This is a genomic window from Bacillus sp. FSL K6-1003 (assembly GCF_037964945.1).
GTDB lineage: Bacteria > Bacillota > Bacilli > Bacillales > Bacillaceae > Bacillus > Bacillus mojavensis.
In genome coordinates, this window is the sequence record NZ_CP150176.1 from 1,627,384 (window position 1) to 1,652,050 (window position 24,667).

Annotated in this window: 26 protein-coding genes; 25 read left to right on the plus strand and 1 reads right to left on the minus strand. The window is 45.3% G+C overall.

Features of this window, described 5'->3' with window-relative positions; translation table 11 throughout:
* Positions 1 to 43: 43 nt before the first annotated feature.
* From NSU16_RS08430 to spoVM, 16 genes are all read left to right on the plus strand, one after another.
* Positions 44 to 919 carry a YicC/YloC family endoribonuclease gene (locus NSU16_RS08430; protein WP_127695255.1) on the plus strand — a complete coding sequence of 292 codons (876 nt, stop codon included), beginning with the start codon at positions 44 to 46 and terminating at the stop codon, positions 917 to 919.
* 76 nt (positions 920 to 995) lie between these two features.
* Positions 996 to 1,265, plus strand: a complete 270-nt coding sequence (gene remA, locus NSU16_RS08435) for an extracellular matrix/biofilm regulator RemA (RefSeq protein WP_003154355.1) — start codon at positions 996 to 998, stop codon at positions 1,263 to 1,265.
* A gap of 7 nt (positions 1,266 to 1,272) precedes the next feature.
* Positions 1,273 to 1,887 carry a guanylate kinase gene (gmk, locus tag NSU16_RS08440; RefSeq protein ID WP_168747782.1) on the plus strand — a complete coding sequence of 205 codons (615 nt, stop codon included), beginning with the start codon at positions 1,273 to 1,275 and terminating at the stop codon, positions 1,885 to 1,887.
* 3 nt (positions 1,888 to 1,890) lie between these two features.
* Positions 1,891 to 2,094, plus strand: coding sequence for a DNA-directed RNA polymerase subunit omega (rpoZ, locus tag NSU16_RS08445; protein ID WP_003221520.1), 204 nt, complete (start codon positions 1,891 to 1,893; stop codon positions 2,092 to 2,094).
* A 79-nt stretch (positions 2,095 to 2,173) separates the two neighbouring features.
* Entirely contained in the window at positions 2,174 to 3,394 is a 1,221-nt protein-coding gene (gene coaBC, locus NSU16_RS08450) for a bifunctional phosphopantothenoylcysteine decarboxylase/phosphopantothenate--cysteine ligase CoaBC (protein ID WP_326227025.1), read from the plus strand.
* Positions 3,391 to 5,808, plus strand: a complete 2,418-nt coding sequence (priA, locus tag NSU16_RS08455; protein ID WP_339192507.1) for a primosomal protein N' — start codon at positions 3,391 to 3,393, stop codon at positions 5,806 to 5,808. Before coaBC ends, priA begins: the two co-directional genes overlap by 4 nt.
* Positions 5,809 to 5,834: 26 nt before the next feature.
* Positions 5,835 to 6,317: a peptide deformylase gene (gene def, locus NSU16_RS08460; protein ID WP_229150074.1), complete on the plus strand. Its 483-nt coding sequence runs from the start codon at positions 5,835 to 5,837 to the stop codon at positions 6,315 to 6,317.
* A gap of 4 nt (positions 6,318 to 6,321) precedes the next feature.
* Complete coding sequence (gene fmt, locus NSU16_RS08465; RefSeq protein WP_339192508.1) at positions 6,322 to 7,275, plus strand: methionyl-tRNA formyltransferase; 954 nt, start codon at positions 6,322 to 6,324, stop codon at positions 7,273 to 7,275.
* Positions 7,262 to 8,605, plus strand: a complete 1,344-nt coding sequence (gene rsmB, locus NSU16_RS08470; protein WP_339192509.1) for a 16S rRNA (cytosine(967)-C(5))-methyltransferase RsmB — start codon at positions 7,262 to 7,264, stop codon at positions 8,603 to 8,605. The genes fmt and rsmB overlap by 14 nt, the downstream gene beginning before the upstream one ends.
* A gap of 3 nt (positions 8,606 to 8,608) precedes the next feature.
* Positions 8,609 to 9,700: a 23S rRNA (adenine(2503)-C(2))-methyltransferase RlmN gene (gene rlmN / locus NSU16_RS08475; protein WP_029441251.1), complete on the plus strand. Its 1,092-nt coding sequence runs from the start codon at positions 8,609 to 8,611 to the stop codon at positions 9,698 to 9,700.
* A 6-nt stretch (positions 9,701 to 9,706) separates the two neighbouring features.
* Complete coding sequence (gene prpC, locus NSU16_RS08480) at positions 9,707 to 10,471, plus strand: protein-serine/threonine phosphatase PrpC (RefSeq protein WP_286058551.1); 765 nt, start codon at positions 9,707 to 9,709, stop codon at positions 10,469 to 10,471.
* Positions 10,465 to 12,411 carry a Stk1 family PASTA domain-containing Ser/Thr kinase gene (gene pknB / locus NSU16_RS08485; RefSeq protein ID WP_339192510.1) on the plus strand — a complete coding sequence of 649 codons (1,947 nt, stop codon included), beginning with the start codon at positions 10,465 to 10,467 and terminating at the stop codon, positions 12,409 to 12,411. Before prpC ends, pknB begins: the two co-directional genes overlap by 7 nt.
* Before the next feature lie 14 nt (positions 12,412 to 12,425).
* Positions 12,426 to 13,328: a ribosome small subunit-dependent GTPase A gene (rsgA, locus tag NSU16_RS08490; RefSeq protein ID WP_339181424.1), complete on the plus strand. Its 903-nt coding sequence runs from the start codon at positions 12,426 to 12,428 to the stop codon at positions 13,326 to 13,328.
* Between the two features lie 3 nt (positions 13,329 to 13,331).
* On the plus strand, positions 13,332 to 13,985 hold the full coding sequence (gene rpe, locus NSU16_RS08495; RefSeq protein WP_339181425.1) for a ribulose-phosphate 3-epimerase: 654 nt from the start codon (positions 13,332 to 13,334) through the stop codon (positions 13,983 to 13,985).
* A gap of 74 nt (positions 13,986 to 14,059) precedes the next feature.
* Positions 14,060 to 14,704, plus strand: coding sequence for a thiamine diphosphokinase (locus tag NSU16_RS08500; RefSeq protein WP_268450174.1), 645 nt, complete (start codon positions 14,060 to 14,062; stop codon positions 14,702 to 14,704).
* 83 nt (positions 14,705 to 14,787) lie between these two features.
* Complete coding sequence (gene spoVM, locus NSU16_RS08505; RefSeq protein ID WP_003221545.1) at positions 14,788 to 14,868, plus strand: stage V sporulation protein SpoVM; 81 nt, start codon at positions 14,788 to 14,790, stop codon at positions 14,866 to 14,868.
* Between the two features lie 72 nt (positions 14,869 to 14,940).
* On the opposite strand, the gene rpmB is transcribed toward spoVM, so the two are convergent.
* Positions 14,941 to 15,129 carry a 50S ribosomal protein L28 gene (rpmB, locus tag NSU16_RS08510; RefSeq protein ID WP_003221548.1) on the minus strand — a complete coding sequence of 63 codons (189 nt, stop codon included), beginning with the start codon at positions 15,127 to 15,129 and terminating at the stop codon, positions 14,941 to 14,943.
* A gap of 278 nt (positions 15,130 to 15,407) precedes the next feature.
* On the opposite strand from rpmB, the gene NSU16_RS08515 reads away from it, so the two are divergent.
* The 9 genes from NSU16_RS08515 (at position 15,408) to fabG (ending at position 24,592) form a co-directional block, all read left to right on the plus strand.
* Positions 15,408 to 15,770: an Asp23/Gls24 family envelope stress response protein gene (locus NSU16_RS08515; protein ID WP_010334211.1), complete on the plus strand. Its 363-nt coding sequence runs from the start codon at positions 15,408 to 15,410 to the stop codon at positions 15,768 to 15,770.
* Between the two features lie 15 nt (positions 15,771 to 15,785).
* The gene (locus tag NSU16_RS08520; RefSeq protein WP_339192511.1) at positions 15,786 to 17,444 is read left to right on the plus strand and encodes a DAK2 domain-containing protein; all 1,659 of its coding nucleotides are present in this window, start codon (positions 15,786 to 15,788) and stop codon (positions 17,442 to 17,444) included.
* Between the two features lie 139 nt (positions 17,445 to 17,583).
* The gene (gene sdaAB, locus NSU16_RS08525; protein ID WP_010334213.1) at positions 17,584 to 18,246 is read left to right on the plus strand and encodes an L-serine ammonia-lyase, iron-sulfur-dependent subunit beta; all 663 of its coding nucleotides are present in this window, start codon (positions 17,584 to 17,586) and stop codon (positions 18,244 to 18,246) included.
* Positions 18,247 to 18,269: 23 nt separating this feature from the next.
* Positions 18,270 to 19,172 carry an L-serine ammonia-lyase, iron-sulfur-dependent, subunit alpha gene (sdaAA, locus tag NSU16_RS08530; RefSeq protein ID WP_029441254.1) on the plus strand — a complete coding sequence of 301 codons (903 nt, stop codon included), beginning with the start codon at positions 18,270 to 18,272 and terminating at the stop codon, positions 19,170 to 19,172.
* The gene (recG, locus tag NSU16_RS08535) at positions 19,150 to 21,198 is read left to right on the plus strand and encodes an ATP-dependent DNA helicase RecG (RefSeq protein ID WP_326197058.1); all 2,049 of its coding nucleotides are present in this window, start codon (positions 19,150 to 19,152) and stop codon (positions 21,196 to 21,198) included. The genes sdaAA and recG overlap by 23 nt, the downstream gene beginning before the upstream one ends.
* A 107-nt stretch (positions 21,199 to 21,305) precedes the next feature.
* Positions 21,306 to 21,872: a transcription factor FapR gene (fapR, locus tag NSU16_RS08540; protein WP_339192512.1), complete on the plus strand. Its 567-nt coding sequence runs from the start codon at positions 21,306 to 21,308 to the stop codon at positions 21,870 to 21,872.
* Between the two features lie 13 nt (positions 21,873 to 21,885).
* The gene (gene plsX / locus NSU16_RS08545; RefSeq protein WP_168747801.1) at positions 21,886 to 22,887 is read left to right on the plus strand and encodes a phosphate acyltransferase PlsX; all 1,002 of its coding nucleotides are present in this window, start codon (positions 21,886 to 21,888) and stop codon (positions 22,885 to 22,887) included.
* Between the two features lie 18 nt (positions 22,888 to 22,905).
* The gene (gene fabD, locus NSU16_RS08550) at positions 22,906 to 23,859 is read left to right on the plus strand and encodes an ACP S-malonyltransferase (protein ID WP_339192513.1); all 954 of its coding nucleotides are present in this window, start codon (positions 22,906 to 22,908) and stop codon (positions 23,857 to 23,859) included.
* Positions 23,852 to 24,592, plus strand: coding sequence for a 3-oxoacyl-[acyl-carrier-protein] reductase (gene fabG, locus NSU16_RS08555; RefSeq protein WP_268450187.1), 741 nt, complete (start codon positions 23,852 to 23,854; stop codon positions 24,590 to 24,592). Before fabD ends, fabG begins: the two co-directional genes overlap by 8 nt.
* The last annotated feature ends 75 nt before the right edge of the window (positions 24,593 to 24,667 follow it).

Sequence of the window (24,667 nt, forward strand, 5' to 3'; positions counted from 1 at the left end):
CCCTTTTATTTTGAGAACAGGGAAGAAATTAGGTGTTTTATTTATGATACGGAGTATGACAGGCTTCGGCAGTGCAAGCAAAACACAAGATGATCTCTCTGTAAGCGTTGAACTTAAATCTGTGAATTACAGGTTTAAAGAAGTGAACGCTCGTTTGCCAAGGCCTTTGCTATATTTAGAAGATAAGCTGAAACAGACGATTCTGCAGTACATACAGCGCGGAAGAATTGAGCTTTTCGTCTCCGTTGACAGTGATATGCTCGTAGAGAGAAGGCTTGACATTGATTGGCCGCTGCTCGATGAGTTTGTCGCAGCTGCAGAGGATATGAAAAAGCGATATCAATTGTCCGCAGAGCCTGATGTCATGGACTTCTTCAAGCTTGAACATGTCGTCCAGATTCATGAGGAGCAGACACAAAGCGAAAAGCTTGAGGAGTTAATAACAGCTGCTGCAGAGGAAGCTGTAAAAGGACTCTGTGAGATGCGCGAAAAAGAGGGGCTGCTTCTAGCCAAAGACTGTCTGATGCATATTGACCAGCTTGAAGAGCTGGCCGAAAAGACCGAATCTTTGGCAGCCGATGCGGTATCTCGTTACAGGGAACGGCTTTACGCCAGAATAAAGGAATGGACCGAAGACGTGTTGGATGAGAGCCGGCTTGTTACAGAATGCGCTATTTTTGCAGATCGCTCTGATATTACAGAAGAGATTACAAGGCTGAAGAGCCACTTCGCTCAGTTTCGTGATATATTAGCTGAAGGCGGAGCTGTCGGGCGCAAACTCGACTTTCTTGTCCAAGAGCTGAATCGGGAAGCAAATACAATCGGCTCAAAAGCAAATGATCACCAGATCACAAAGCTTGTCGTCGAAATGAAAAGTTCTATTGAAAAAATAAAAGAACAAGTGCAAAATATAGAATAGTAACTGTGCGTATTGTTTACAGACGGACTTGCTAGGCTAAACTAGAGACGTCTATTTTACAGGGGGAACGTAGAAGATGACGATTAAACTGATTAATATCGGATTTGGCAATATTATCTCCGCCAATCGGATGATTTCGATTGTCAGCCCGGAGTCTGCGCCAATCAAACGGATGATCCAGGATGCAAGAGACCGCGGAATGCTAATTGACGCTACATACGGACGAAGAACCCGTGCAGTTGTCGTCATGGATAGTGATCACATTATCTTATCTGCCGTCCAGCCTGAGACAGTTGCACACAGACTTTCTGTTAAAGAAGAAATTATGGATGAAGGGCAGGGGTAATTGCCGCATGAAAGAAAGAGGGTTATTAATCGTTCTCTCAGGTCCCTCAGGAGTTGGTAAAGGAACGGTTCGGCAAGCGATTTTTTCGCAGGAAGACACAAAATTCGAGTATTCGATTTCAGTAACAACGAGAAACCCGCGAGAGGGCGAAGTGAACGGAGTCGATTATTTTTTCAAAACGAGAGAAGAATTCGAGCAAATGATTGCAGACAATAAGCTGCTTGAATGGGCAGAATATGTAGGCAATTATTACGGCACTCCGGTCGATTATGTTGAACAGACGCTCCAAGAAGGAAAAGACGTCTTTTTAGAAATCGAAGTTCAAGGCGCTCTTCAAGTGAGAAATGCTTTCCCGGAAGGCTTGTTTATTTTCCTTGCGCCTCCAAGTCTTTCTGAACTGAAGAACAGAATTGTGACAAGAGGAACGGAAACAGATGCTCTGATTGAAAATCGCATGAAAGCCGCAAAAGCTGAGATCGAAATGATGGACGCATATGATTACGTTGTGGAAAATGATAATATCGAAACGGCTTGCGACAAAATTAAAGCAATCGTTCTCGCGGAACATTTGAAGCGTGAGCGCGTTGCACCAAGATATAAGAAAATGCTGGAGGTTGAATAACTGATGTTAGATCCGTCAATTGACTCATTAATGAATAAATTGGATTCAAAATACACGCTCGTAACCGTTTCTGCTAGACGCGCGCGTGAAATGCAAATCAAAAAAGACCAGATGATTGAACATACGATTTCACACAAATATGTAGGCAAAGCTTTAGAAGAAATTGATGCAGGCCTGCTTTCGTTTGAAAAGGAAGACCGCGAATAGTAGCACAAGTAGCAACCTATATCATGTAGGTTGTTATTTTTTTCCGTGCTGTTTTTATATTGCAGAGGGGGAGAAGTCATTGCTGAACAATCGAAATGTGTTACTTTGCGTGAGCGGAGGCATCGCTGTTTATAAAGCCTGTGCGCTGACAAGCAAACTGGTGCAGGCGGGGGCAAATGTTAAAGTCATTATGACTGAATCTGCGTGCCAGTTCGTATCACCGCTGACATTTCAGGCATTGAGCCGCCATGAGGTATATACAGATACATTTAAAGAACAAAATCCAAGCGTCATCTCTCATATAGACGCAGCTGACTGGGCCGACCTGATTATCGTAGCGCCGGCTACGGCCAATGTGATTGGTAAATTGGCCAACGGCATTGCAGATGATATGCTGACAACAACCTTGTTAGCGGCAACAGCTCCGGTATGGATTGCGCCCGCCATGAATGTGCATATGTATGATCATCCGGCAGTCAAACGCAATATTTCTGTCCTATATCAGGATGGTTTTCGTTTTATTGAGCCGAGCGAGGGCTATTTAGCATGCGGTTACGTCGGAAAAGGAAGATTGGAAGAACCCGAAAACATCGTGAAGCTTGCGGAAAAGCATTTTGCAGAGGAAAAAAACGCGCCTTTAGAAGGGAAACATGTTGTGATCACAGCAGGCCCGACACGGGAGGCAGTTGATCCTGTACGTTTTTTCACGAATAAATCGACGGGTAAAATGGGATACGCATTAGCTGAGGCTGCGGTGCGACTCGGTGCAAACGTGACCTTGATCTCAGGGCCGGTTTCGCTTGATGTCCCTAAAGGGCTTTCACAGTTTATCCCGGTCCAATCGGCTGCGGACATGCGCGATGCAGTGCTCTCTGTGTATGAAGGAAGCGACGTCGTCATTAAAACAGCTGCTGTTGCCGATTTTACGCCAAAAACAGTATTTGACCAAAAAATGAAAAAGCAAGACGGCGGAATGACCCTTGAATTAAAAAGAACAGTCGATATCTTAAAAGAATTGGGCGAGAAAAAACAGCATCAGCTGTTAGTCGGTTTTGCTGCTGAGACACAAGATGTGGAACATTACGCCCGCCAAAAGCTTTCTGCCAAAAATCTTGACATGATTGTGGCGAATGATGTGAAAGCGGCAGGGGCCGGTTTTGGTGCTGATACGAATATTGTGACGCTCTTTTTCAAAGACGGGCGCAAACGCGAGCTTCCGAAAATGTCTAAGCTCGATGTTTCTTTTGACATTTTTGAAGAAATCGCAGCGCTCTTAAAACAAACCGGAGAGCCCTCATGAATTTTGCCGAAGTCATCGTAGATGTCAGCACCAAAAATATAGACAGGCCGTTTGATTACAAAATCCCAGACCATCTTAAAGGTATGATCAAAACGGGAATGAGGGTCATTGTTCCGTTTGGCCCCCGTAAAATTCAAGGGTTTGTGACAGCTGTCAAAGAAACGTCTGATCTTTCAGGTAGATCTGTCAAAGAAGTGGAGGATTTATTAGATCTTACGCCTGTTTTGACAGAAGAACTGATGAATTTGTCGTCATGGCTGTCAGACAAAACGCTGTCTTTTAAAATAACGGCGCTTCAAGCGATGCTGCCTGCCGCACTTAAAGCGAAATACGAAAAAGAGCTGAAAATTGCGGAGGGTGCGGATATCCCGCCGCAGGTAGAACGGCTGTTTTCTGAAACAAAGAGCTTGCTGTATTCCGATATACCTGATCACGATACGCTGAAAATCATCCAGAAGCAGATTCAAAAAGGCCATATCGATGTAACTTATAAAGTGGCGCAAAAAGCGAACAAAAAAATGGTTAGGTATATTCAGGCCAATGCCGGTAAAGAAGAGCTCTCCAAGCAGGCAGAGGGTTTATCCCGACAAGCGGCCAAACAGCAGGCGATCCTGCACTTTTTCATGACGGAACCGGAAGGCACGAAAATACCTGCTGCGGACCTGTGCAAAAAAACAGACGCAAGCTCGGCCACCATCAAGACCCTGATTCAAAAGGGGCTTCTGAAAGAAACCTATGAAGAGGTTTACAGAGACCCCTATCAGGACAAAATGTTCAAAAAAACAGAACCGCTGCCGCTGACAGACGAGCAGAGCGCGGCCTTTCAGCAGATACGCCGGACGTTAGACAACAATGAACATCAAGTGTTTCTCCTGCACGGAGTGACGGGAAGCGGCAAAACGGAAATTTATCTCCAATCGATTGAAAAAGTGCTTGCGAAAGGAAAAGAAGCCATCGTACTTGTACCGGAAATATCGTTAACGCCGCAAATGGTTCATCGCTTTAAAGGGCGTTTTGGCTCTCAGGTAGCCGTGATGCACAGCGGGTTATCCACTGGTGAAAAGTATGACGAGTGGCGCAAAATCCACCGCAAGGAAGTGCGGCTTGTCGTGGGCGCGAGGTCCGCTATTTTTACCCCGTTTGAAAATCTCGGGATGATTATCATCGATGAGGAGCATGAATCGTCCTATAAACAAGAGGAAATGCCGCGATACCATGCAAAAGAAGTAGCGATCAAGCGGGCGGAGCACCACCGCTGTCCGGTTGTGTTAGGTAGTGCTACACCGACGCTAGAGTCATATGCACGGGCGCAAAAAGGAGTGTACGAGCTGCTTTCGCTGAAACACCGCGTCAATCACCAAGTGATGCCTGAGGTTTCGCTTGTGGATATGAGAGAGGAGCTCAGAAACGGCAATCGCTCTATGTTTTCAATAGAATTGATGGAAAAGCTTGAAGAAACGATTGCCAAGGGTGAACAGGCTGTGCTGTTTTTAAATAAAAGGGGCTATTCCTCCTTTGTGATGTGCAGGGACTGCGGTTATGTTCCGCAATGCCCTCACTGCGACATTTCCATGACGTATCACCGTTCCGGCCAGAGGATGAAATGCCATTATTGTGGACATGAAGAACTTGTTCCGCATACTTGTCCCGAATGCGGAAGCGAGCATATCCGTTTTTTTGGAACGGGAACACAAAGAGTGGAAGAAGAATTAACAAAGGTGCTGCCACATGCAAGAGTCATACGGATGGATGTTGATACGACCTCTCGGAAAGGTGCCCATGAAAAATTATTGTCTGCTTTCGGAGAAGGCAAAGCAGATATACTTCTTGGAACGCAAATGATTGCGAAAGGGCTTGATTTTCCGAATGTGACACTTGTCGGAGTCTTAAGCGCTGACACAACACTGCACATTCCTGATTTCAGATCTGCCGAAAAAACGTTTCAGCTGCTAACGCAAGTCAGCGGCCGCGCGGGAAGACATGAAAAACCCGGCAATGTCATTATTCAAACGTACACGCCGTCCCATTACAGCATCCAGCTGACGAAGACGCATGATTATGAAACGTTTTATCAGCAAGAAATGGCACACAGGAGGGAGCAATCCTACCCGCCGTATTACTATTTGGCTCTTGTGACGGTTTCTCACGAGGAAGTGGCGAAAGCGGCTGTAACGGCTGAGAAAATCGCACACTTTCTGAAAGCAAACTGCGGGGCAGATACGAAAATACTCGGTCCAAGCGCATCGCCGATCGCCAGGATCAAAGATAGATATCGCTATCAATGCGTGATAAAATACAAACAGGAAACCCAGATATCAGCTTTATTGAAGAAGATACTGGAACATTATAAACGCGAAATTGAACAAAAGCATGTAATGATATCAATTGATATGAATCCTTATATGATGATGTAAGATCTCACGTCTTGGAGGGTAATGAATTGGCAGTGAAAAAGGTCGTCACACATCCCGCGGAGGTTTTGGAAACGCCTGCGGAAACCGTGACTGTTTTTGATAAAAAGCTAAAAAAACTGCTTGATGATATGTACGATACCATGCTTGAAATGGATGGAGTCGGACTGGCAGCGCCGCAGATCGGTATTTTAAAAAGAGCGGCTGTTGTTGATATCGGAGAGGAAAGCGGCAGAATTGATCTTGTGAATCCGGAAATCCTTGAACAAAGCGGCGAGCAAACCGGAGTTGAAGGATGCTTGAGTTTTCCCGGCGTCTATGGAGAGGTCACGCGTGCCGATTATGTGAAAGTGCGGGCGTATAACCGTCAAGGAAAACCGTTCATTCTTGAAGCGAGAGGCTTTTTCGCGAGAGCCGTGCAGCATGAAATGGACCACTTGGACGGCGTGCTGTTCACATCAAAAATAAGCAAATATTATACAGAAGATGAACTAGCGGATATGGAAGGATGATTTGATGACGAGAATCGTGTTTATGGGAACACCCGATTTTTCAGTTCCTGTTTTAAGAACCCTGATAGATGACGGATATGAAGTAGTGGGGGTCGTCACGCAGCCTGACCGTCCGAAGGGCAGAAAAAAAGTGCTCACGCCTCCGCCTGTAAAGGAAGAAGCTTTACGTCACGGCATCCCGGTTCTTCAGCCTGAAAAAGTCAGACTGACAGAAGAAATAGAAAAGGTGCTGGCGTTACAGCCGGATCTTATTGTGACGGCAGCGTTTGGGCAAATTCTGCCTAAAGAGCTACTCGACAGCCCTAAGTACGGATGCATTAATGTTCATGCGTCTCTTTTGCCTGAACTGAGAGGCGGGGCCCCTATCCATTATTCCATTCTCCAAGGTAAGAAAAAAACCGGAGTTACCATTATGTACATGGTGGAAAAATTAGATGCAGGCGATATGATTTCAAAAGTGGAAGTAGACATTGAAGAAACCGATAATGTCGGAACCCTGCACGATAAATTAAGCGTTGCTGGCGCGAAGCTTTTGTCTGAAATAGTTCCTCAAGTCATAGCCGGCGACATATCACCTGAAAAGCAGGATGACGAGAAAGCGACGTATGCGCCAAACATTAAAAGAGAACAAGAGCTGATTGACTGGTCCAGAGCGGGAGAAGAGCTCTATAACCAAGTTCGAGGTTTAAACCCATGGCCTGTTGCCTATACGACTTTAAATGGTCAAAATCTGAAAGTGTGGGCAGCGAAGAAAACAGCTGCGCCGGCAAAAGCTGAACCCGGCACAGTCATTGCTATTGAAAAAGAAGGAATCATCGTCGCCACAGGAAACGATACGGCACTGTTATTAACGGAGCTGCAGCCTGCCGGCAAAAAACGCATGCGAGGCGAAGACTTTGTCCGTGGCGCTCATGTTGAGACAGGTGATATGTTAGGAGTGCACAATGAAAACAAATAGCGTTCGCGATATTGCGCTGGAGGCGCTGGTCAAATTAGAACAAAATCAGTCATACAGTAACCTGCTCCTGAAATCGGTTATTAAATCTAATAAACTGAGCGATCAAGACCGCGGGCTTTTGACTGAACTGGTGTACGGTACATTGCAAAACAAAATCGCGCTGGATTATATGCTCAAGCCGTTTATCAACAAGCCGCAAAAGGTGAAGCCGTGGGTTATCCAGCTTCTCCGCCTGTCCTTATATCAAATGGAATATTTAGAGAAAATTCCCGACCGGGCAGTCATCCATGAAGCGGTAGAGATTGCTAAAAACCGCGGACATAAAGGCATTGCCTCATTTGTCAACGGCGTGCTTCGCTCTATTCAGCGCGAAGGAGTCCCTTCCTTTGACGCCATCGAAGATCCTGTTCTCAGGCTTGCGACAGAAACAAGCCATCCCGAATGGCTCGTGAAAGAGTGGGTAGCCGCATACGGATTTGATGCGGCTGAAAAGATTTGCCGCATCCATCTCATTCCGCCTAAGCAAACGTTGCGTGTCAATCAAATGAAAACGGACAGCGCGGAGATACTTGATCAAATGGCAGCTGAAGGAATCGAAGCGGAAAAAGGTGATCTCGCCGAGGACGCTGTGAAGCTTGTAAAGGGAACTATTGCCGGAACTCATTTCTTCCAGACAGGCGAAGTGTCCATCCAGGATGAAAGCTCCATGCTGGTTGCCCGGGCCCTTGACCCTAAGCCAGGTGAAACGGTGCTTGATGCGTGCGCAGCGCCGGGCGGAAAGTCAGCCCATATCGCTGAATTAATGGAGAACAAGGGAAGTGTGACATCGCTTGATCTTCACAAACACAAGGTGAAGCTGATCAAAGAAGCGTCAGAACGGCTTGGCCTTTCCATTATTGATGCGAAAACAATGGACGCGAGAAAAGCCGGAGAAACATTTGAAAGTGAACAGTTTGACCGTATTTTGGTAGACGCTCCTTGCTCAGGCTTTGGCGTGATCAGAAGAAAGCCGGATATGAAATACACCAAAACCCCGAATGACAGCTCCCGGCTTGCTGAAATCCAGCTGTCTATCTTAAGGGAAATTGCGCCATTAGTAAAAAAAGGTGGCACTCTTGTCTACAGTACGTGTACAATGGATCGGACAGAAAATGAAGAAGTTATCCATGCGTTTATACAAGAACATCCTGATTTTGAACCCGATTTGTCTCTTGATAAGCGGCTGCCCGAAAAGGCGAGACCCTTTGTTCGGGATGGAAGGCTTCAAATCCTTCCGCATTATTTCGGAACAGATGGTTTCTTTATTTGCAGCATGAGAAAGAAGGGATAAGCAATGACAGAACTAAAAAAAACAAAGATCAGAAAAGAATTGCGGACAGAACGTCCTTCGATTTATTCTTTTGAATTAGACGAAATCAAACAATGGCTGACAGACAACGGGGAGAAACCGTTCCGCGCGGCACAGATTTTTGAATGGCTATACGAAAAACGAGTAACTTCTTTTGATGAAATGACAAACCTATCAAAGGAACTGCGTGAGAAATTAAACACTCATTTTGTATTAACGACGCTGAAAACGGCTGTTAAACAAACTTCTCAAGACGGTACGATGAAGTTTTTATTCGAGCTTCACGATGGTTATACAATCGAAACTGTTTTAATGAGACACGAGTATGGTAATTCTGTATGTGTAACGACACAAGTCGGCTGCCGCATTGGATGCACATTCTGTGCGTCAACGCTCGGCGGTTTAAAACGAAATCTTGAAGCAGGTGAAATTGTCGCTCAAGTGGTGAAAGTTCAAAAAGCGCTAGATGAAACGGATGAACGCGTCAGCTCTGTCGTTATCATGGGAATCGGCGAACCATTTGATAACTTTAACGAAATGCTTGCCTTTTTAAAAATCATTAACCATGATAAGGGACTGAATATTGGCGCTCGCCATATTACTGTTTCTACCAGCGGAATCATCCCGAAAATTTACGAATTCGCTGATCAGCAAATGCAGATTAACTTTGCGATTTCTCTGCACGCGCCAAATACAGAAATCAGAAGCCGTTTGATGCCGATTAACAGAGCGTACAAGCTCCCTGATTTAATGGAAGCCGTTAAATATTACATTAATAAAACGGGACGCCGGATCAGCTTTGAATACGGTCTGTTCGGTGGCGTAAATGACCAGGTTGAGCACGCTGAAGAGCTTGCAGACTTACTGGAAGGTGTAAAATGCCACGTGAACTTGATTCCGGTAAACTATGTGCCTGAACGGGATTATGTCCGCACACCGCGTGAGCAGATTTTTGCTTTTGAGAAAACGCTGAAATCCCGCGGAGTAAATGTCACGATTCGAAGAGAGCAAGGCCATGACATTGACGCAGCCTGCGGTCAGCTTCGCGCGAAGGAGCGTCAAGACGAGACGAGGTGATGAGGGTTGTTAACAGCCTTAAAAACAGATACAGGGAAAATCCGCCAGCATAATGAAGATGATGCGGGTATTTTTAAGGGGAAAGACGATTTTATATTAGCGGTTGTCGCTGATGGCATGGGCGGCCATCTTGCTGGAGATGTTGCAAGCAAGATGGCTGTGAAAGCCATGGGAGAGAAATGGAATGAGTCAGATACGATTCCTGCGGCGCCGTCAGAATGTGAAAAGTGGCTCATTGAACAGATTCTCGCGGTAAACAGCAAGATTTACGATCATGCCCAAGCGCACGAAGAATGCCAAGGCATGGGAACAACCATTGTATGCGCTCTTTTTACAGGTAAAACGGTTTCCGTTGCCCATATAGGCGACAGCAGATGCTATTTGCTCCAGGACGATCTCTTCGTTCAGGTGACAGAGGATCATTCTCTGGTGAATGAACTGGTTCGCACCGGCGAAATCTCAAGAGAAGATGCTGAGCATCATCCGCGCAAAAATGTGCTGACGAAGGCGCTCGGAACAGATCAATCCGTCAGTATTGACGCACGTTCTTTCGAAATTGAACCCGGAGACAAACTCCTTTTATGTTCTGATGGACTGACGAATAAAGTGGAAGTCACTGAATTAAAAGACATCCTGCAAAGCGATTCAGCTCCTCAGGAAAAAGTAAACCTGCTTGTGGACAAAGCCAATGAGAATGGCGGGGAAGACAATATTACAGCAGTGTTGCTTGAGCTTGCTTTACATGTTGAAGAGGGTGAAGATCAGTGCTAATCGGCAAGCGAATCAGCGGGCGTTACCAGATTCTCCGTGTCATAGGCGGCGGGGGAATGGCCAACGTTTATTTAGCTGAGGACATTATTCTTGATCGTGAAGTCGCAATCAAAATCCTGCGGTTTGACTATGTGAATGACAATGAGTTTATTAGGCGTTTTCGTAGAGAAGCCCATTCGGCCTCAAGCCTTGATCACCCGAATATTGTCAGCATTTATGATTTGGGCGAGGAAGATGATATTTACTATATTGTCATGGAATACGTAGAGGGCATGACGCTAAAAGAATACATAACAGCAAACGGGCCGCTTCACCCCAAAGAAGCGCTCAGCATCATGGAGCAAATTGTTTCAGCCATTGCCCATGCCCACCAAAATCATATTGTCCACAGGGATATTAAACCGCATAACATTTTGATCGACCATATGGGCAATATCAAAGTAACGGATTTTGGAATTGCGACTGCACTGACTTCGACAACAATCACCCACACCAATTCTGTGCTGGGCTCAGTCCATTATTTATCCCCCGAACAGGCGCGGGGCGGCCTGGCCACAAAAAAATCAGATATTTATGCGCTTGGAATTGTCTTATTTGAGCTGTTAACCGGCCGAATCCCATTTGATGGAGAATCGGCTGTCAGCATCGCCTTAAAGCATCTTCAGGCTGAAACCCCTTCAGCGAAAAGGTGGAATCCCTCAGTACCCCAAAGCGTTGAAAACATCATATTAAAGGCAACCGCCAAAGATCCTTTTCACCGCTATGAAACTGCTGAAGATATGGAAGAAGATATTCGAACAGCTTTTGACGCTGACAGGCTCAACGAGAAGAAATTTACGATTCAAGATGATGAAGAAATGACGAAAGCGATTCCGATTATTAAGGATGAAGAGCTTGCAAAAGCTTCTCATGATAAAGAAGCTGACATGACATTTCCTCAAGAAACCCAAACAAAGAAAAAAGCAAAGAGAAAAAAATGGCCGTGGATACTGCTCACCATATGCCTGGTTTTTATCACGGCAGGAGTTCTAGCCGTCACTGTTTTTCCTTCTCTTTTTATGCCTAAGGATGTCAAAATACCTGATGTAGCAGGGATGGAATATGAAAAAGCGGCAGATCTTCTAGAAAAAGAAGGTTTGCAGGTAGATTCAGACGTATTGGAAATCTCAGATGAGAAGATCGAAGAAGGCCTGATGGTCAAAACCGATCCTAAAGCCGAGTCTACTGTTAAAGAAGGAGCAACGGTTACGCTTTATAAGAGCTCAGGTAAAGCAAAAAAGCAGATCGGTGATGTGACGGGCCAATCAGTCGACAAGGCAAAAAAAGTGTTAAAGGAACAGGGCTTTAAAAATGTAACGGTGGATGAAGTAAATGATGAGAAAGACGCCGGCACTGTCATAGATCAGAATCCATCAGCAGGGACCGAGCTTGTGCCGGACGAAGATCAAATTAAGCTCACAGTCAGCATCGGGCCGGAAGATATTACGCTCAGAGACTTAAAAACATACAGTAAAGAAGCGGCCTCAGGATATCTGGAAGATAACGGGCTCAAACTGGTGGAAAAAGAAGCGTACTCAGATGACGTTCCGGAAGGACAGGTTGTCAAACAAAAACCGGCAGCGGGAACGGCGCTAAAGCCGGGAAATGAGGTCGAAGTGACATTCTCTCTCGGACCTGAGAAGAAACCGGCGAAAACAGTGAAAGAAAAAGTCAAGATTCCATATGAGCCGGAAAACGAAGGGGACGAGCTTGAGGTGCAAATCGCGATTGACGACGCGGATCACAGCATTTCTGACACTTACGAACATTTTAAGATCAAAGAGCCCGTAGAACGGACGATCGAATTGAAGATTGAACCTGGCCAAAAAGGGTACTATCAAGTGATGGTAAATAATAAAGTCGTCAGCTACAAAACAATTGAGTATCCGAAAGATGAATAATAAGGAGGGAAAATATGCCTGAGGGCAAAATTATTAAAGCGCTAAGCGGCTTTTATTACGTACTGGATGAATCAGAGGGTTCAAATAATGAAAAAGTTATACAATGCAGAGGAAGAGGTATTTTCAGAAAAAATAAAATCACCCCTTTGGTCGGTGATTATGTTGTTTATCAAGCTGAAAATAATAAAGAAGGATATCTATTAGAGATTAAAGAAAGAACCAATGAACTTATCAGGCCGCCGATCTGCAACGTTGATCAAGCGGTGCTTGTTTTCTCGGCGGTGCAGCCATCTTTCAGCACAGCATTGCTCGACCGTTTCTTGGTTCTCGTAGAAGCGAATGACATCCAGCCGATTATTTGTATTACAAAAATGGATTTAATTGAAGATCAACATACACAAAAACGCATTCAAGCGTATGCTGAAGACTACCGGAACATTGGCTATGACGTATATCTTACCTCTTCTATGGACCAAGGCAGCTTAACGGAGATCATCCCGCATTTCCGCGACAAAACAACAGTCTTTGCCGGCCAGTCGGGGGTTGGGAAATCCTCGCTTCTCAACGCGATCAGCCCGGAGCTGGGGTTGAGAACAAACGAAATTTCCGAGCATTTAGGCCGTGGGAAGCACACAACCCGCCACGTGGAGCTTATACACACGTCCGGAGGTCTGGTTGCGGATACGCCGGGTTTCAGCTCTCTTGAGTTTACAGACATTGAAGAAGGAGAGCTGGGCTTCACTTTCCCTGACATCAGAGAAAAAAGCGCATCATGCAAATTCAGAGGATGTCTGCATTTGAAAGAGCCGAAATGTGCAGTCAAACAAGCCGTTGAAGAAGGGGAATTAAAGCAGTACCGCTACGACCATTATGTTGAATTTATCACAGAGATCAAAGACAGAAAGCCGAGGTATTAGATCATGGTAAAGATTGCACCTTCTATTCTTTCCGCTGATTTTGCCGCTTTAGGCAAAGAAATTCAAGATGTAGAAAAAGGCGGAGCCGATTACATTCATGTTGATGTCATGGACGGCCATTTTGTCCCGAATATCACGATTGGACCGCTGATTGTAGAAGCCATTCGTCCGGTGACGAAACTGCCGCTGGATGTACATTTAATGATTGAAGAGCCGGATCGTTATATCCCGGCTTTCGCAAAAGCTGGTGCTGATATCCTGTCTGTACATGCTGAAGCCTGTCCGCACCTTCACGGGACAATCCAGCTTATAAAAGAGCAGGGTGTAAAAGCCGGAGTTGTCCTGAATCCGCATACACCTGTTCAGATAATTGAGCATATTTTTGAAGAACTTGATCTTGTTCTCTTAATGACGGTGAACCCTGGTTTCGGCGGACAGAAATTTATACATTCTGTTCTTCCGAAAATAAAAGAAGTGAAACGTATGGCAGAGGAAAAAGGGAAACATGATCTGCTGATTGAAGTGGACGGCGGCGTCAACAAAGAAACAGCCCCGCTAGTCATCGAAGCGGGCGCAAACTTACTTGTTGCCGGTTCTGCTGTTTATGGCCAAACTGACCGCGAAAAAGCTATTTCTGAGATAAGGGGAAGCAAATGAGCAGCACGAAAAAGAGCCGGGCGCATCTAGCCTGAGCTCTTTTTCCTGTATCCAGAAGCAGAAAGGAAAAAGAGATGAGAAAAATCAATATCGTTGCAGGAGGCCCAAAAGATTTAATCCCTGACCTGACTGATTATATGGCTGATGACACGATCTGGGTCGGGGTTGACAAAGGAACGGTCACGCTTTTAAATGCCGGTATCATTCCTGATGAAGCCTTCGGAGATTTTGACAGCATTACAGAGCATGAACGCCGGCAAATCGAAAAAGCCGCGCCCGCTCTCCATGTGTATCAGGCAGAAAAAGATCAAACTGACTTAGACCTTGCTCTTGATTGGGCCCTGGACAAGCAGCCGGATATGATTCAGATCTTCGGTATTACAGGCGGCAGAGCAGATCACTTTTTAGGAAATATTCAGCTGCTGTACAGAGGAGTAAAAACAACTTCGAAAATGAAGCTTATAGACAAACAGAATGATATTCAGATGTTCTCTCCAGGCGAATATTCTCTTCTTATCGATCAAAACAAACGATATATCTCCTTCATTCCATTTACAGAAGAAGTGGATGAGCTGACTCTCATCGGTTTTAAATATCCGCTAAATAAGTGTCATATTACGCTTGGTTCAACACTATGTATTAGTAACGAACTCATTCATTCACGAGGTACTTTTTCGTTTGCGAAAGGCATATTAATAATGGTAAGAAGCACGGATTAGCTTGTGCTTTCACTCATTTGTTGAAATTAATGAACCTTAAAGTGATGAACAGGCGGTTACGGGACTTATAGGAGGGGACAAAAATGAAATTTTACACCATTAAATTGCCGAAGTTTTTAGGAGGAATTGTCCGGGCGATGCTGGGCTCATTTAGAAAAGATTAAAGCCCAGGGGTTCACAGCCCTCTTTCACCACATAAAAACGCCTGCCACATATCAGGGCAGGCGTTCATTTTGTTATACACGCTCAACTTTACCGGATTTCAAAGCTCGAGCAGATACATATACTTTTTTAGGTTTTCCGTTCACAAGGATACGAACCTTTTGAAGATTCGCGCCCCAAGTGCGCTTAGAAGCGTTCATTGCGTGAGAACGGTTATTCCCAGCTGTTGTTTTTTTACCTGTGATAACGCATTTACGTGCCATTTGTTTCCCTCCTCACTTGCACAAAACATCTACTTTTTCACTTTCATATGTTCTTAGATGCTTTCGATATGGATACTTTAAATAATTTACCACAGCTAAAAAACGTTTGCAACTATTGTTTCATCATCTTTCAAGAAAATTCACTTGACATCTTGCACAAACAGCGGCGCTATAGTATATGTAAAGAGACGTGCAGCGATTGCCGCGTCTTTTCTTTTCATAATGGAGTTCATATAGTAGAATAGCTGTAACTCTATGCATTCGAAGGAGGAACTAGTGTGTCCATTGAATTAAGAACGAAATACGGGCAGATTGATATATCGAATGATGTCATTGCAATGGTTGCCGGAGGAGCTGCGATTGACTGTTACGGCATTGTTGGAATGGCCTCTAAAAACCAAATTAAAGACGGACTGACTGAAATCCTTCGGAAAGAGAATTTCAGCAGAGGTGTTCAAGTTCGCCAAGAAGCAGAACAGATACATATTGACATGTATATCATTGTCAGCTACGGCACAAAAATTTCTGAAGTGGCACATAACGTCCAAACAAAAGTAAAGTACACAGTAAATCAAACAGTCGGACTTGCAGTGGATTCTGTCAATATTTATGTCCAAGGGGTACGAGTGACGAACCCGTAGTTAGGAGGAGTAGGATTGTCTATCAGAACATTAGACGGCAAAACCTTTGCCGAGATGATTCTTGCAGGAGCACAGAATCTGTCTCAAAACGCGAGTGCGGTTGACGCGCTCAACGTGTTTCCGGTGCCGGACGGTGATACGGGAACAAACATGAACCTGTCGATGACTTCCGGGGCAAGAGAAGTGGAGCATTTGGAGACAAGAGATATCGGTAAAGTGGGCTCCGCGTTATCTAAAGGATTGCTCATGGGGGCAAGAGGGAATTCAGGAGTCATCCTGTCCCAATTGTTCCGAGGATTCAGTAAAAGCATCGAAACAAAAAAAGAAATTAATGCAAAAGAGTTTGCCGCCGCGCTGCAAGCCGGTGTCGATATGGCTTACAAAGCTGTCATGAAACCTGTGGAGGGCACCATTTTAACTGTTGCAAAAGATGCTGCGAAACAAGCGGTGGCCTTGGCGGAAAAAGAAACCGATATCATTGCGCTGATGACTTCTGTGACAAAGGAAGCCGAGGCATCCTTAAACCGGACACCAGAATTGCTGCCTGTCTTGAAGGAAGTTGGTGTCGTTGACAGCGGGGGCAAAGGCCTGCTTTGTGTGTATGAAGGTTTCCTCGCTTCATTAAAAGGAGAGACCGTTTCTGAGAAAACCGTTCTCCCGTCACTTGATGACATGGTTAGCGCGGAGCATCATAAGAGCGCGCAGAGTATGATGAATACGGAAGATATTGAATTCGGTTTCTGTACAGAAGTGATGGTAAGGCTCGATCAGAATAAAAGAGAATTTGATGAAGGCACATTCAGAAATGACCTCAGCCAATTTGGGGATTCTCTTTTGGTTATTGCAGACGAGTCTCTGGCGAAGGTTCATATTCATGCGGAAGAGCCGGGAAACGTGTTAAACTATGCCCAAAACTACGGTGAATTAATTAAAATCAAAATTGAAAACATGAGAGAGCAGCACACTTCCATCATCAGCCAGGACAGCGAGCCTGCTCACAGTGAGAAAGCGGCAAAGCAGCCGTACGGCATTGTGACTGTTGCAATGGGAGAAGGCATTTCTGATCTATTCAAAAGCATTGGCGCTTCCGTAGTGATTGAAGGCGGCCAGACGATGAATCCGAGCACTGAGGATATTGTCGAAGCTGTAAGGTCTGTAAATGCTGAAGCTGTGTTTATCTTACCGAATAACTCCAACATTATCATGGCTGCCAATCAAGCTGCAAGTGTGATGGGTGATAGGGTTTTTGTCATTCCTGCCAAAACGGTTCCGCAAGGGATGTCAGCACTGCTGGCATTTAATCCGGATCAAGAACCTGAAGCAAATGAAGCCAATATGATAAGTGCGATTCAGCAAGTAAAAAGCGGACAGGTGACATACTCAGTCAGAGATACTCATATTGACGGCAAAGACATTAAAAAAGGCGACTTTATGGGAATTCTGAATGGAACAATTATCGGCACTGCTGAAGATCAGCTGTCAGCCGCGAAAATGCTGCTGTCAGAAATGATCGGAGAAGAGGACGAAATCGTTACTATCCTATATGGTGAGGATGCATCCCAGGAAGAAGCTGAGGAGCTTGAAGCATATCTCAGTGAAAAGTACGAGGAGATTGAGGTTGAAATCCACAACGGAAAACAGCCGCTGTATTCGTATATCGTTTCTGCAGAATAGAAGGGCAAATTGCCCTTCTATTCTTATGTCTGCTTTTAAGTGCGGCAGCGCTGTAACGCGCCCGCTTGCCATTTTATATCCGATCAATTAGTCTAGAAGCAAAGCCGCTTATAAGCTCTGTTTCATAAGGAGGAGTAGCATGAAATACAGAAGCGTTTTTGATATTATCGGCCCGGTTATGATCGGTCCGTCCAGTTCGCATACAGCAGGAGCGGCGAGAATCGGGAGAGTGGCCAGAAGTTTATTTGGCAGAGAGCCTGAGCGCATCGTTGTGTCCTTTTACGGCTCTTTTGCTGAAACATATAAGGGTCACGGCACAGATGTGGCGATCATCGGCGGTCTGCTTGATTTTGATACATTTGACGAACGGATTAAAACCGCTATACAAATTGCAGAAGATAAAGGAATTGATATAGAGTTTCGAGTCGAAGACGCTGTTCCGGTTCATCCGAACACAGCTCGAATCAGTATTTCTGATGGTAAGGGAGAACTTGAACTGACAGGAATTTCAATAGGCGGAGGAAAAATTGAAATCACAGAATTAAACGGCTTTGAGCTCCGTCTGTCTGGAAACCACCCTGCCATTCTAGTTGTTCATAATGACAAGTTTGGCACCATTGCAGGTGTTGCCAATGTCCTTGCGAAATTCTCAATCAACGTTGGCCATATGGAAGTTGCCCGCAAGGATATTGGGCAGCTTGCGCTGATGACAATAGAGGTCGATCAGAATATTGACGACCACGTTCTCGACGAGCTGTCGAAGCTGCCGAACATTATTCAAGTGACAAAGATTGCTGACTAGCGAAGGGTCAGGAGGAGCCAGTTATGTTTCGTAATGTAAAGGAATTAATTGAAATTACCAAAGAAAAGCAGATATTGATCTCTGATGTAATGATCGCTCAAGAGATGGAAGTAACAGAAAAAACAAAAGAAGAGATTTTTCAGCAAATGGATCACAATCTGACTGTTATGGAAGCGGCGGTTCAAAAAGGGCTTGAAGGGGTTACGAGTCAAACAGGCCTGACCGGCGGCGATGCAGTTAAAATGCAAGCCTATATTCGATCTGGAAAAAGCTTATCGGGACCGCTGATTTTAGATGCAGTATCGAAAGCTGTCGCAACAAATGAAGTAAATGCAGCCATGGGAACAATCTGTGCGACACCGACTGCCGGATCTGCGGGTGTAGTGCCGGGTACGTTATTTGCCGTGAAAGAGAAGCTGAACCCGACAAGAGAACAAATGATCCGCTTTTTATTTACGGCCGGAGCTTTCGGATTTGTCGTAGCAAATAATGCAAGTATTTCCGGTGCTGCCGGCGGGTGTCAGGCAGAGGTAGGATCTGCCTCGGGCATGGCAGCTGCGGCAATTGTTGAAATGGCAGGCGGAACACCTGAGCAAAGTGCGGAGGCCATGGCTATTACATTAAAAAATATGCTCGGCCTTGTGTGCGATCCTGTTGCGGGTCTTGTTGAAGTGCCTTGTGTGAAGCGGAATGCAATGGGCGCTTCCAACGCGATGATTGCTGCTGATATGGCATTGGCAGGCATTACAAGCCGGATTCCATGTGATGAGGTCATCGATGCAATGTATAAAATCGGCCAAACGATGCCCACTGCACTTAGAGAAACAGGCCAGGGCGGTTTAGCGGCAACCCCGACGGGAAGAGAATTAGAGAAAAAAATATTCGGAGGAGCGCTGGGTTCAAGTGAAACAACATCAGCAAACTAGTATAGCCAACATTAAGGGCATTGGGCCGGAAACAGAAAAAACATTAAATGAACTCGGTATTTATGACATTTCTGATCTTCTGAATTATTTCCCTTATCGCTATGATGACTACGAGCTGAGGGATTTAGAAGAAGTAAAGCATGATGAAAGAGTCACAGTTGAAGGGAAGGTTCATTCAGAGCCTTCTCTTACCTATTACGGAAAAAAACGAAACAGGCTGACATTTCGCCTTCTTGTCGGCCATTATTTAATCACCGCCGTTTGTTTTAATCGCCCTTATTTAAAGAAAAAGATTTCGCTGGGATCTGTCGTGACGATTTCCGGTAAATGGGACAAGCACCGTCAGACCATTTCTGTTCAGGAATTGAAAAATGGGCCGCATCAAGAGGATAAGAGCATTGAACCAGTCTATTCCGTGAAAGAAAATGTCACCGTCAAAATGATGAGACGTTTTATTCAGCACGGGCTGACCCAATATGCGGACTCAATACCTGATCCTCTTCCAGAAAATCTTAAAATCCGCTATAAGCTACCGGACTATCATCAGGCGTTAAAAGCGATGCACCAGCCAGAAACAAGAGAGGCATTAAAGCTGGCCAGACGGCGGTTCGTTTACGAAGAATTTTTATTATTTCAGTTGAAAATGCAAGCGTTCCGAAAGGCGGAAAGAGAGCAGTCACAAGGGATACGGCAGCGTTTTTCAAACGAAGAACTCATGAAATTTGTCAAAAGCCTCCCGTTTCCCCTCACCAACGCCCAGTCCCGCGTGCTTCGCGAAATAACAGCAGACATGTCTTCTCCATACAGAATGAACCGCCTTCTTCAAGGGGACGTCGGATCAGGAAAAACGGCAATCGCTGCCATCGCGCTTTATGCCGCAATCTTATCCGGCTATCAGGGAGCGCTTATGGTTCCGACAGAAATTCTGGCTGAACAGCATGCTGATTCGCTTGTTTCACTGTTTGAAAAGTGGGATATCAATGTCGCCCTTCTGACAAGCTCTGTAAAAGGAAAGCGCCGAAGAGAATTGCTTGAGCGGCTTGCTGCGGGAGAGATTGATATCCTTGTAGGAACCCACGCTTTAATTCAGGATGAGGTCGAGTTTAAAGCGCTAAGTCTTGTCATCACGGATGAGCAGCATCGATTTGGAGTTGAACAGCGGAAGAAGCTTCGGAACAAAGGGCAGGATCCCGATGTGCTCTTTATGACAGCCACTCCGATTCCGAGAACCCTAGCAATCACTGTTTTTGGTGAAATGGATGTCTCCGTCATTGATGAAATGCCGGCGGGGCGCAAAAAAATCGAAACCTATTGGGTGAAGCATGACATGCTGGACCGCATTCTGGCATTCGTCGAAAAAGAATTAAAGCAGGGCAGACAGGCGTATATTATCTGTCCGCTGATCGAAGAATCAGACAAGCTTGATGTGCAAAACGCCATAGACGTATACAATATGCTTTCTGAGGTGTTTCGAGGAACATGGAACGTCGGCCTTATGCACGGAAAACTGCATCCCGATGAAAAAGATCAGGTGATGAGGGAATTCAGCGCGAATACGTGTCAAATTCTCGTATCAACCACTGTTGTTGAAGTCGGGGTGAATGTCCCGAATGCAACGATTATGGTCATTTACGACGCCGATCGCTTTGGCTTATCCCAGCTTCACCAGCTGCGCGGCCGTGTCGGCCGCGGCGAGCATCAATCCTACTGCATTCTTATGGCTGATCCGAAATCAGAAACAGGAAAAGAACGTATGAGAATCATGTCGGAAACCAATGACGGCTTTGAACTGTCTGAAAAGGATTTGGAACTGAGAGGCCCAGGGGATTTCTTTGGAAAAAAACAAAGCGGAATGCCTGAGTTTAAGGTGGCGGACATGGTTCATGATTACAGAGCGCTTGAAACGGCAAGGCAGGACGCTGCAAATCTTGTGGCTTCGGAAGTGTTCTGGAAGGACCCTGAATATGGGGCGCTAAGAGAGCATTTGCTGAAAAGCGGAGTCATGGATGGGGAAAAATTGAGCTGAGGTAAGAAGTTTTTGGTGTTCAGCCAGAAACAATCATTGCATTCCAATCTATGAAATTATATACTACTATTAGTACCTAGTCTTAATTGTCCGGACGGTGTTTAGATATGAGAAGAAATAAGAAAGAACGCCAGGAATTACTTCAGCAGACGATCAAAGCAACCCCATTTATTACAGATGAAGAATTAGCGGGTAAATTCGGAGTAAGCATTCAGACGATTCGTTTGGACCGCTTGGAGCTTTCCATACCGGAGCTGAGAGAAAGAATTAAGAACGTGGCAGAGAAAACGCTTGAAGATGAAGTGAAGTCCCTGTCATTAGACGAAGTCATCGGAGAAATTATTGACCTCGAGCTGGATGATCAGGCGATTTCTATTTTAGAGATAAAACAGGAGCATGTATTCAGCCGGAATCAAATAGCGAGAGGACACCATTTATTTGCTCAAGCGAATTCCTTGGCCGTTGCCATTATAGATGACGAATTGGCGCTTACTGCAAGTGCAGACATCCGCTTTACCAGGCAGGTAAAGCAGGGTGAACGCGTCGTTGCGAAAGCGAAAGTAACGGCGGTTGATAAAGAAAAAGGAAGAACGGTTGTCGAAGTGAACAGCTATGTTGCAGAGGAAATTGTTTTTTCTGGACATTTTGACATGTACCGTTCAAAACATTTATAAAGGTGGAGCATGCATGAGAATAGCTGTAGATGCAATGGGAGGAGACCACGCTCCCAAAGCTGTTATTGACGGAGTTATGAAGGGGATAGAGTCATTTGATGATCTTCATATTACACTTGTCGGTGACAAAACTACAATAGAATCATATTTAACAACATCATCTGATCGCATCACGGTGCTGCACGCAGATGAAGTGATTGAGCCTACGGACGAACCGGTCCGCGCCGTGCGGAGAAAAAAGAACTCTTCTATGGTCCTGATGGCGCAGGAAGTTGCGGAAGGCAGAGCTGACGCCTGCATTTCAGCAGGAAATACCGGCGCGCTAATGACAGCCGGCCTGTTTATTGTGGGAAGAATTAAAGGAATTGACCGCCCTGCGCTTGCACCGACACTGCCGACTGTTTCAGGCGGCGGATTTCTGCTCCTTGATGTCGGCGCCAATGTAGATGCCAAACCTGAGCATCTCGTTCAATATGCCATTATGGGTTCTGTTTATTCCCAGCAAGTCCGGGGTGTGACTTCACCGAGAGTCGGGCTTTTGAATGTCGGAACAGAAGATAAAAAAGGAAACGAACTGACGAAGCAGGCGTTCCAATTATTAAAAAAGGCAAACATCAACTTTATCGGAAACGTGGAAGCGCGTGACCTTTTAGACGATGTAGCAGATGTCGTAGTAACGGACGGATTTACCGGGAATGTTACACTCAAAACGCTTGAAGGCTCTGCGATGTCCATTTTTAAAATGATGAGAGAAGCGCTCACGTCAAACTTTACATCTAAGCTTGCGGCAGCTGTGCTGAAGCCGAAGATGAAAGAAATGAAAATGAAAATGGATTATTCCGAATACGGTGGAGCAAGCCTTTTCGGTTTGAAAGCGCCGGTAATCAAGGCACACGGCTCGTCTGATGCCCGTGCGGTTTACCATGCGATCCGCCAAGCCAGAGAGATGGTCAGCCAAAATGTGGCTGCGCTCATCCAAGAAGAAGTAAAAGAAGAAGAAAAAACAGATGAATAGTCTGGAGGTTTTAACATCATGAGTAAGATTGCATTTTTATTCCCTGGACAGGGATCACAATTTATCGGCATGGGAAAAGAGCTTTATGAGCAGGTTCCTGCTGCAAAACGTCTGTTTGATGAAGCGGACGAAACATTGGAAACAAAGCTCAGCTCATTGATTTTTGAAGGTGATGCCAAAGAATTAACGCTTACATACAATGCGCAGCCTGCTTTGCTGACGACTAGCATCGCTGTGCTTGAGAAATTTAAGGAATCAGGCATTACACCTGATTTCACAGCCGGACACAGCCTTGGAGAATATTCTGCACTGGTGGCGGCTGGCGCAATGACCTTTAAAGACGCTGTTTATACTGTCAGAAAACGCGGTGAGTTCATGAACGAAGCGGTGCCTGCCGGAGAAGGAGCGATGGCTGCTATTCTCGGCATGGATGCCGACGCGTTGAAACAAGTAACCGATAAAGTCACTGAGGACGGCCACCTTGTGCAGCTTGCCAACCTCAACTGTCCCGGACAGATTGTTATTTCGGGAACGGCAAAAGGAGTAGAGCTTGCATCTGAACAGGCTAAAGAGAACGGCGCTAAACGAGCGATTCCGCTTGACGTAAGCGGTCCGTTCCATTCTGAACTGATGAAGCCTGCCGCTGAAAAGCTGAAAGAAGTTTTGGACTCCTGTGAACTGAAAAACGCAGATGTGCCGGTGATCTCAAATGTTTCTGCAGATGTGATGACAGATAAGGAAGAGATTAAAGAAAAACTCATTGAGCAGCTGTACTCCCCGGTTCGTTTTGAGGAAACTGTTAACAAGCTGATTGCAGAGGATGTTACGACGTTTATTGAAATCGGTCCCGGCAAAGTGCTTTCAGGCCTTGTGAAAAAAGTAAACAGACGCTTAAAAACCATTGCCGTATCAGACCCGGAAACGATTGAACTGGCAATTCAAACGCTTAAGGAGGAGAATGAGAATGCTTAATGAAAAAACAGCTGTTGTCACTGGCGCATCCCGCGGAATCGGCCGTTCAATCGCCCTTGACCTGGCCAAAAACGGTGCAAATGTTGTCGTTAACTACTCAGGCAGCGAAGCGAAAGCAAATGAAGTTGTAGATGAAATCAAATCAATGGGCAGAAAAGCGATTGCTGTCAAAGCCGATGTATCAAATCCTGAAGATGTACAAAACATGATAAAAGAAGCGATTTCTGTTTTCTCTACAGTCGACATTCTAGTGAACAACGCCGGAATCACAAAAGACAATCTCATCATGAGAATGAAAGAAGATGAGTGGGATGATGTCATTAACATTAACCTGAAGGGTGTTTTCAACTGTACGAAAGCTGTCACAAGACAAATGATGAAGCAGCGTTCAGGCCGAATTATTAACGTATCATCTATTGTCGGCGTCAGCGGAAATCCTGGACAAGCCAACTACGTGGCTGCAAAAGCAGGTGTGATCGGCTTAACGAAATCTTCAGCTAAAGAGCTTGCAAGCCGAAATATCACCGTTAATGCGATTGCACCTGGATTTATCTCAACTGATATGACAGATAAGCTTGCAAAAGATGTTCAAGATGAAATGCTGAAACAAATTCCGCTCGCTCGCTTTGGCGATCCCGGCGATGTCAGCAGCGTCGTGACGTTTCTAGCTTCAGAGGGAGCGCGTTATATGACAGGCCAGACCCTTCATATTGACGGCGGAATGGTCATGTAAGTTTTTTTCTTGAAAATTTCATCATAGTTACTCTAGTTTTTTAAAAACGAATCCACTATAATACTTGAGGGGAGG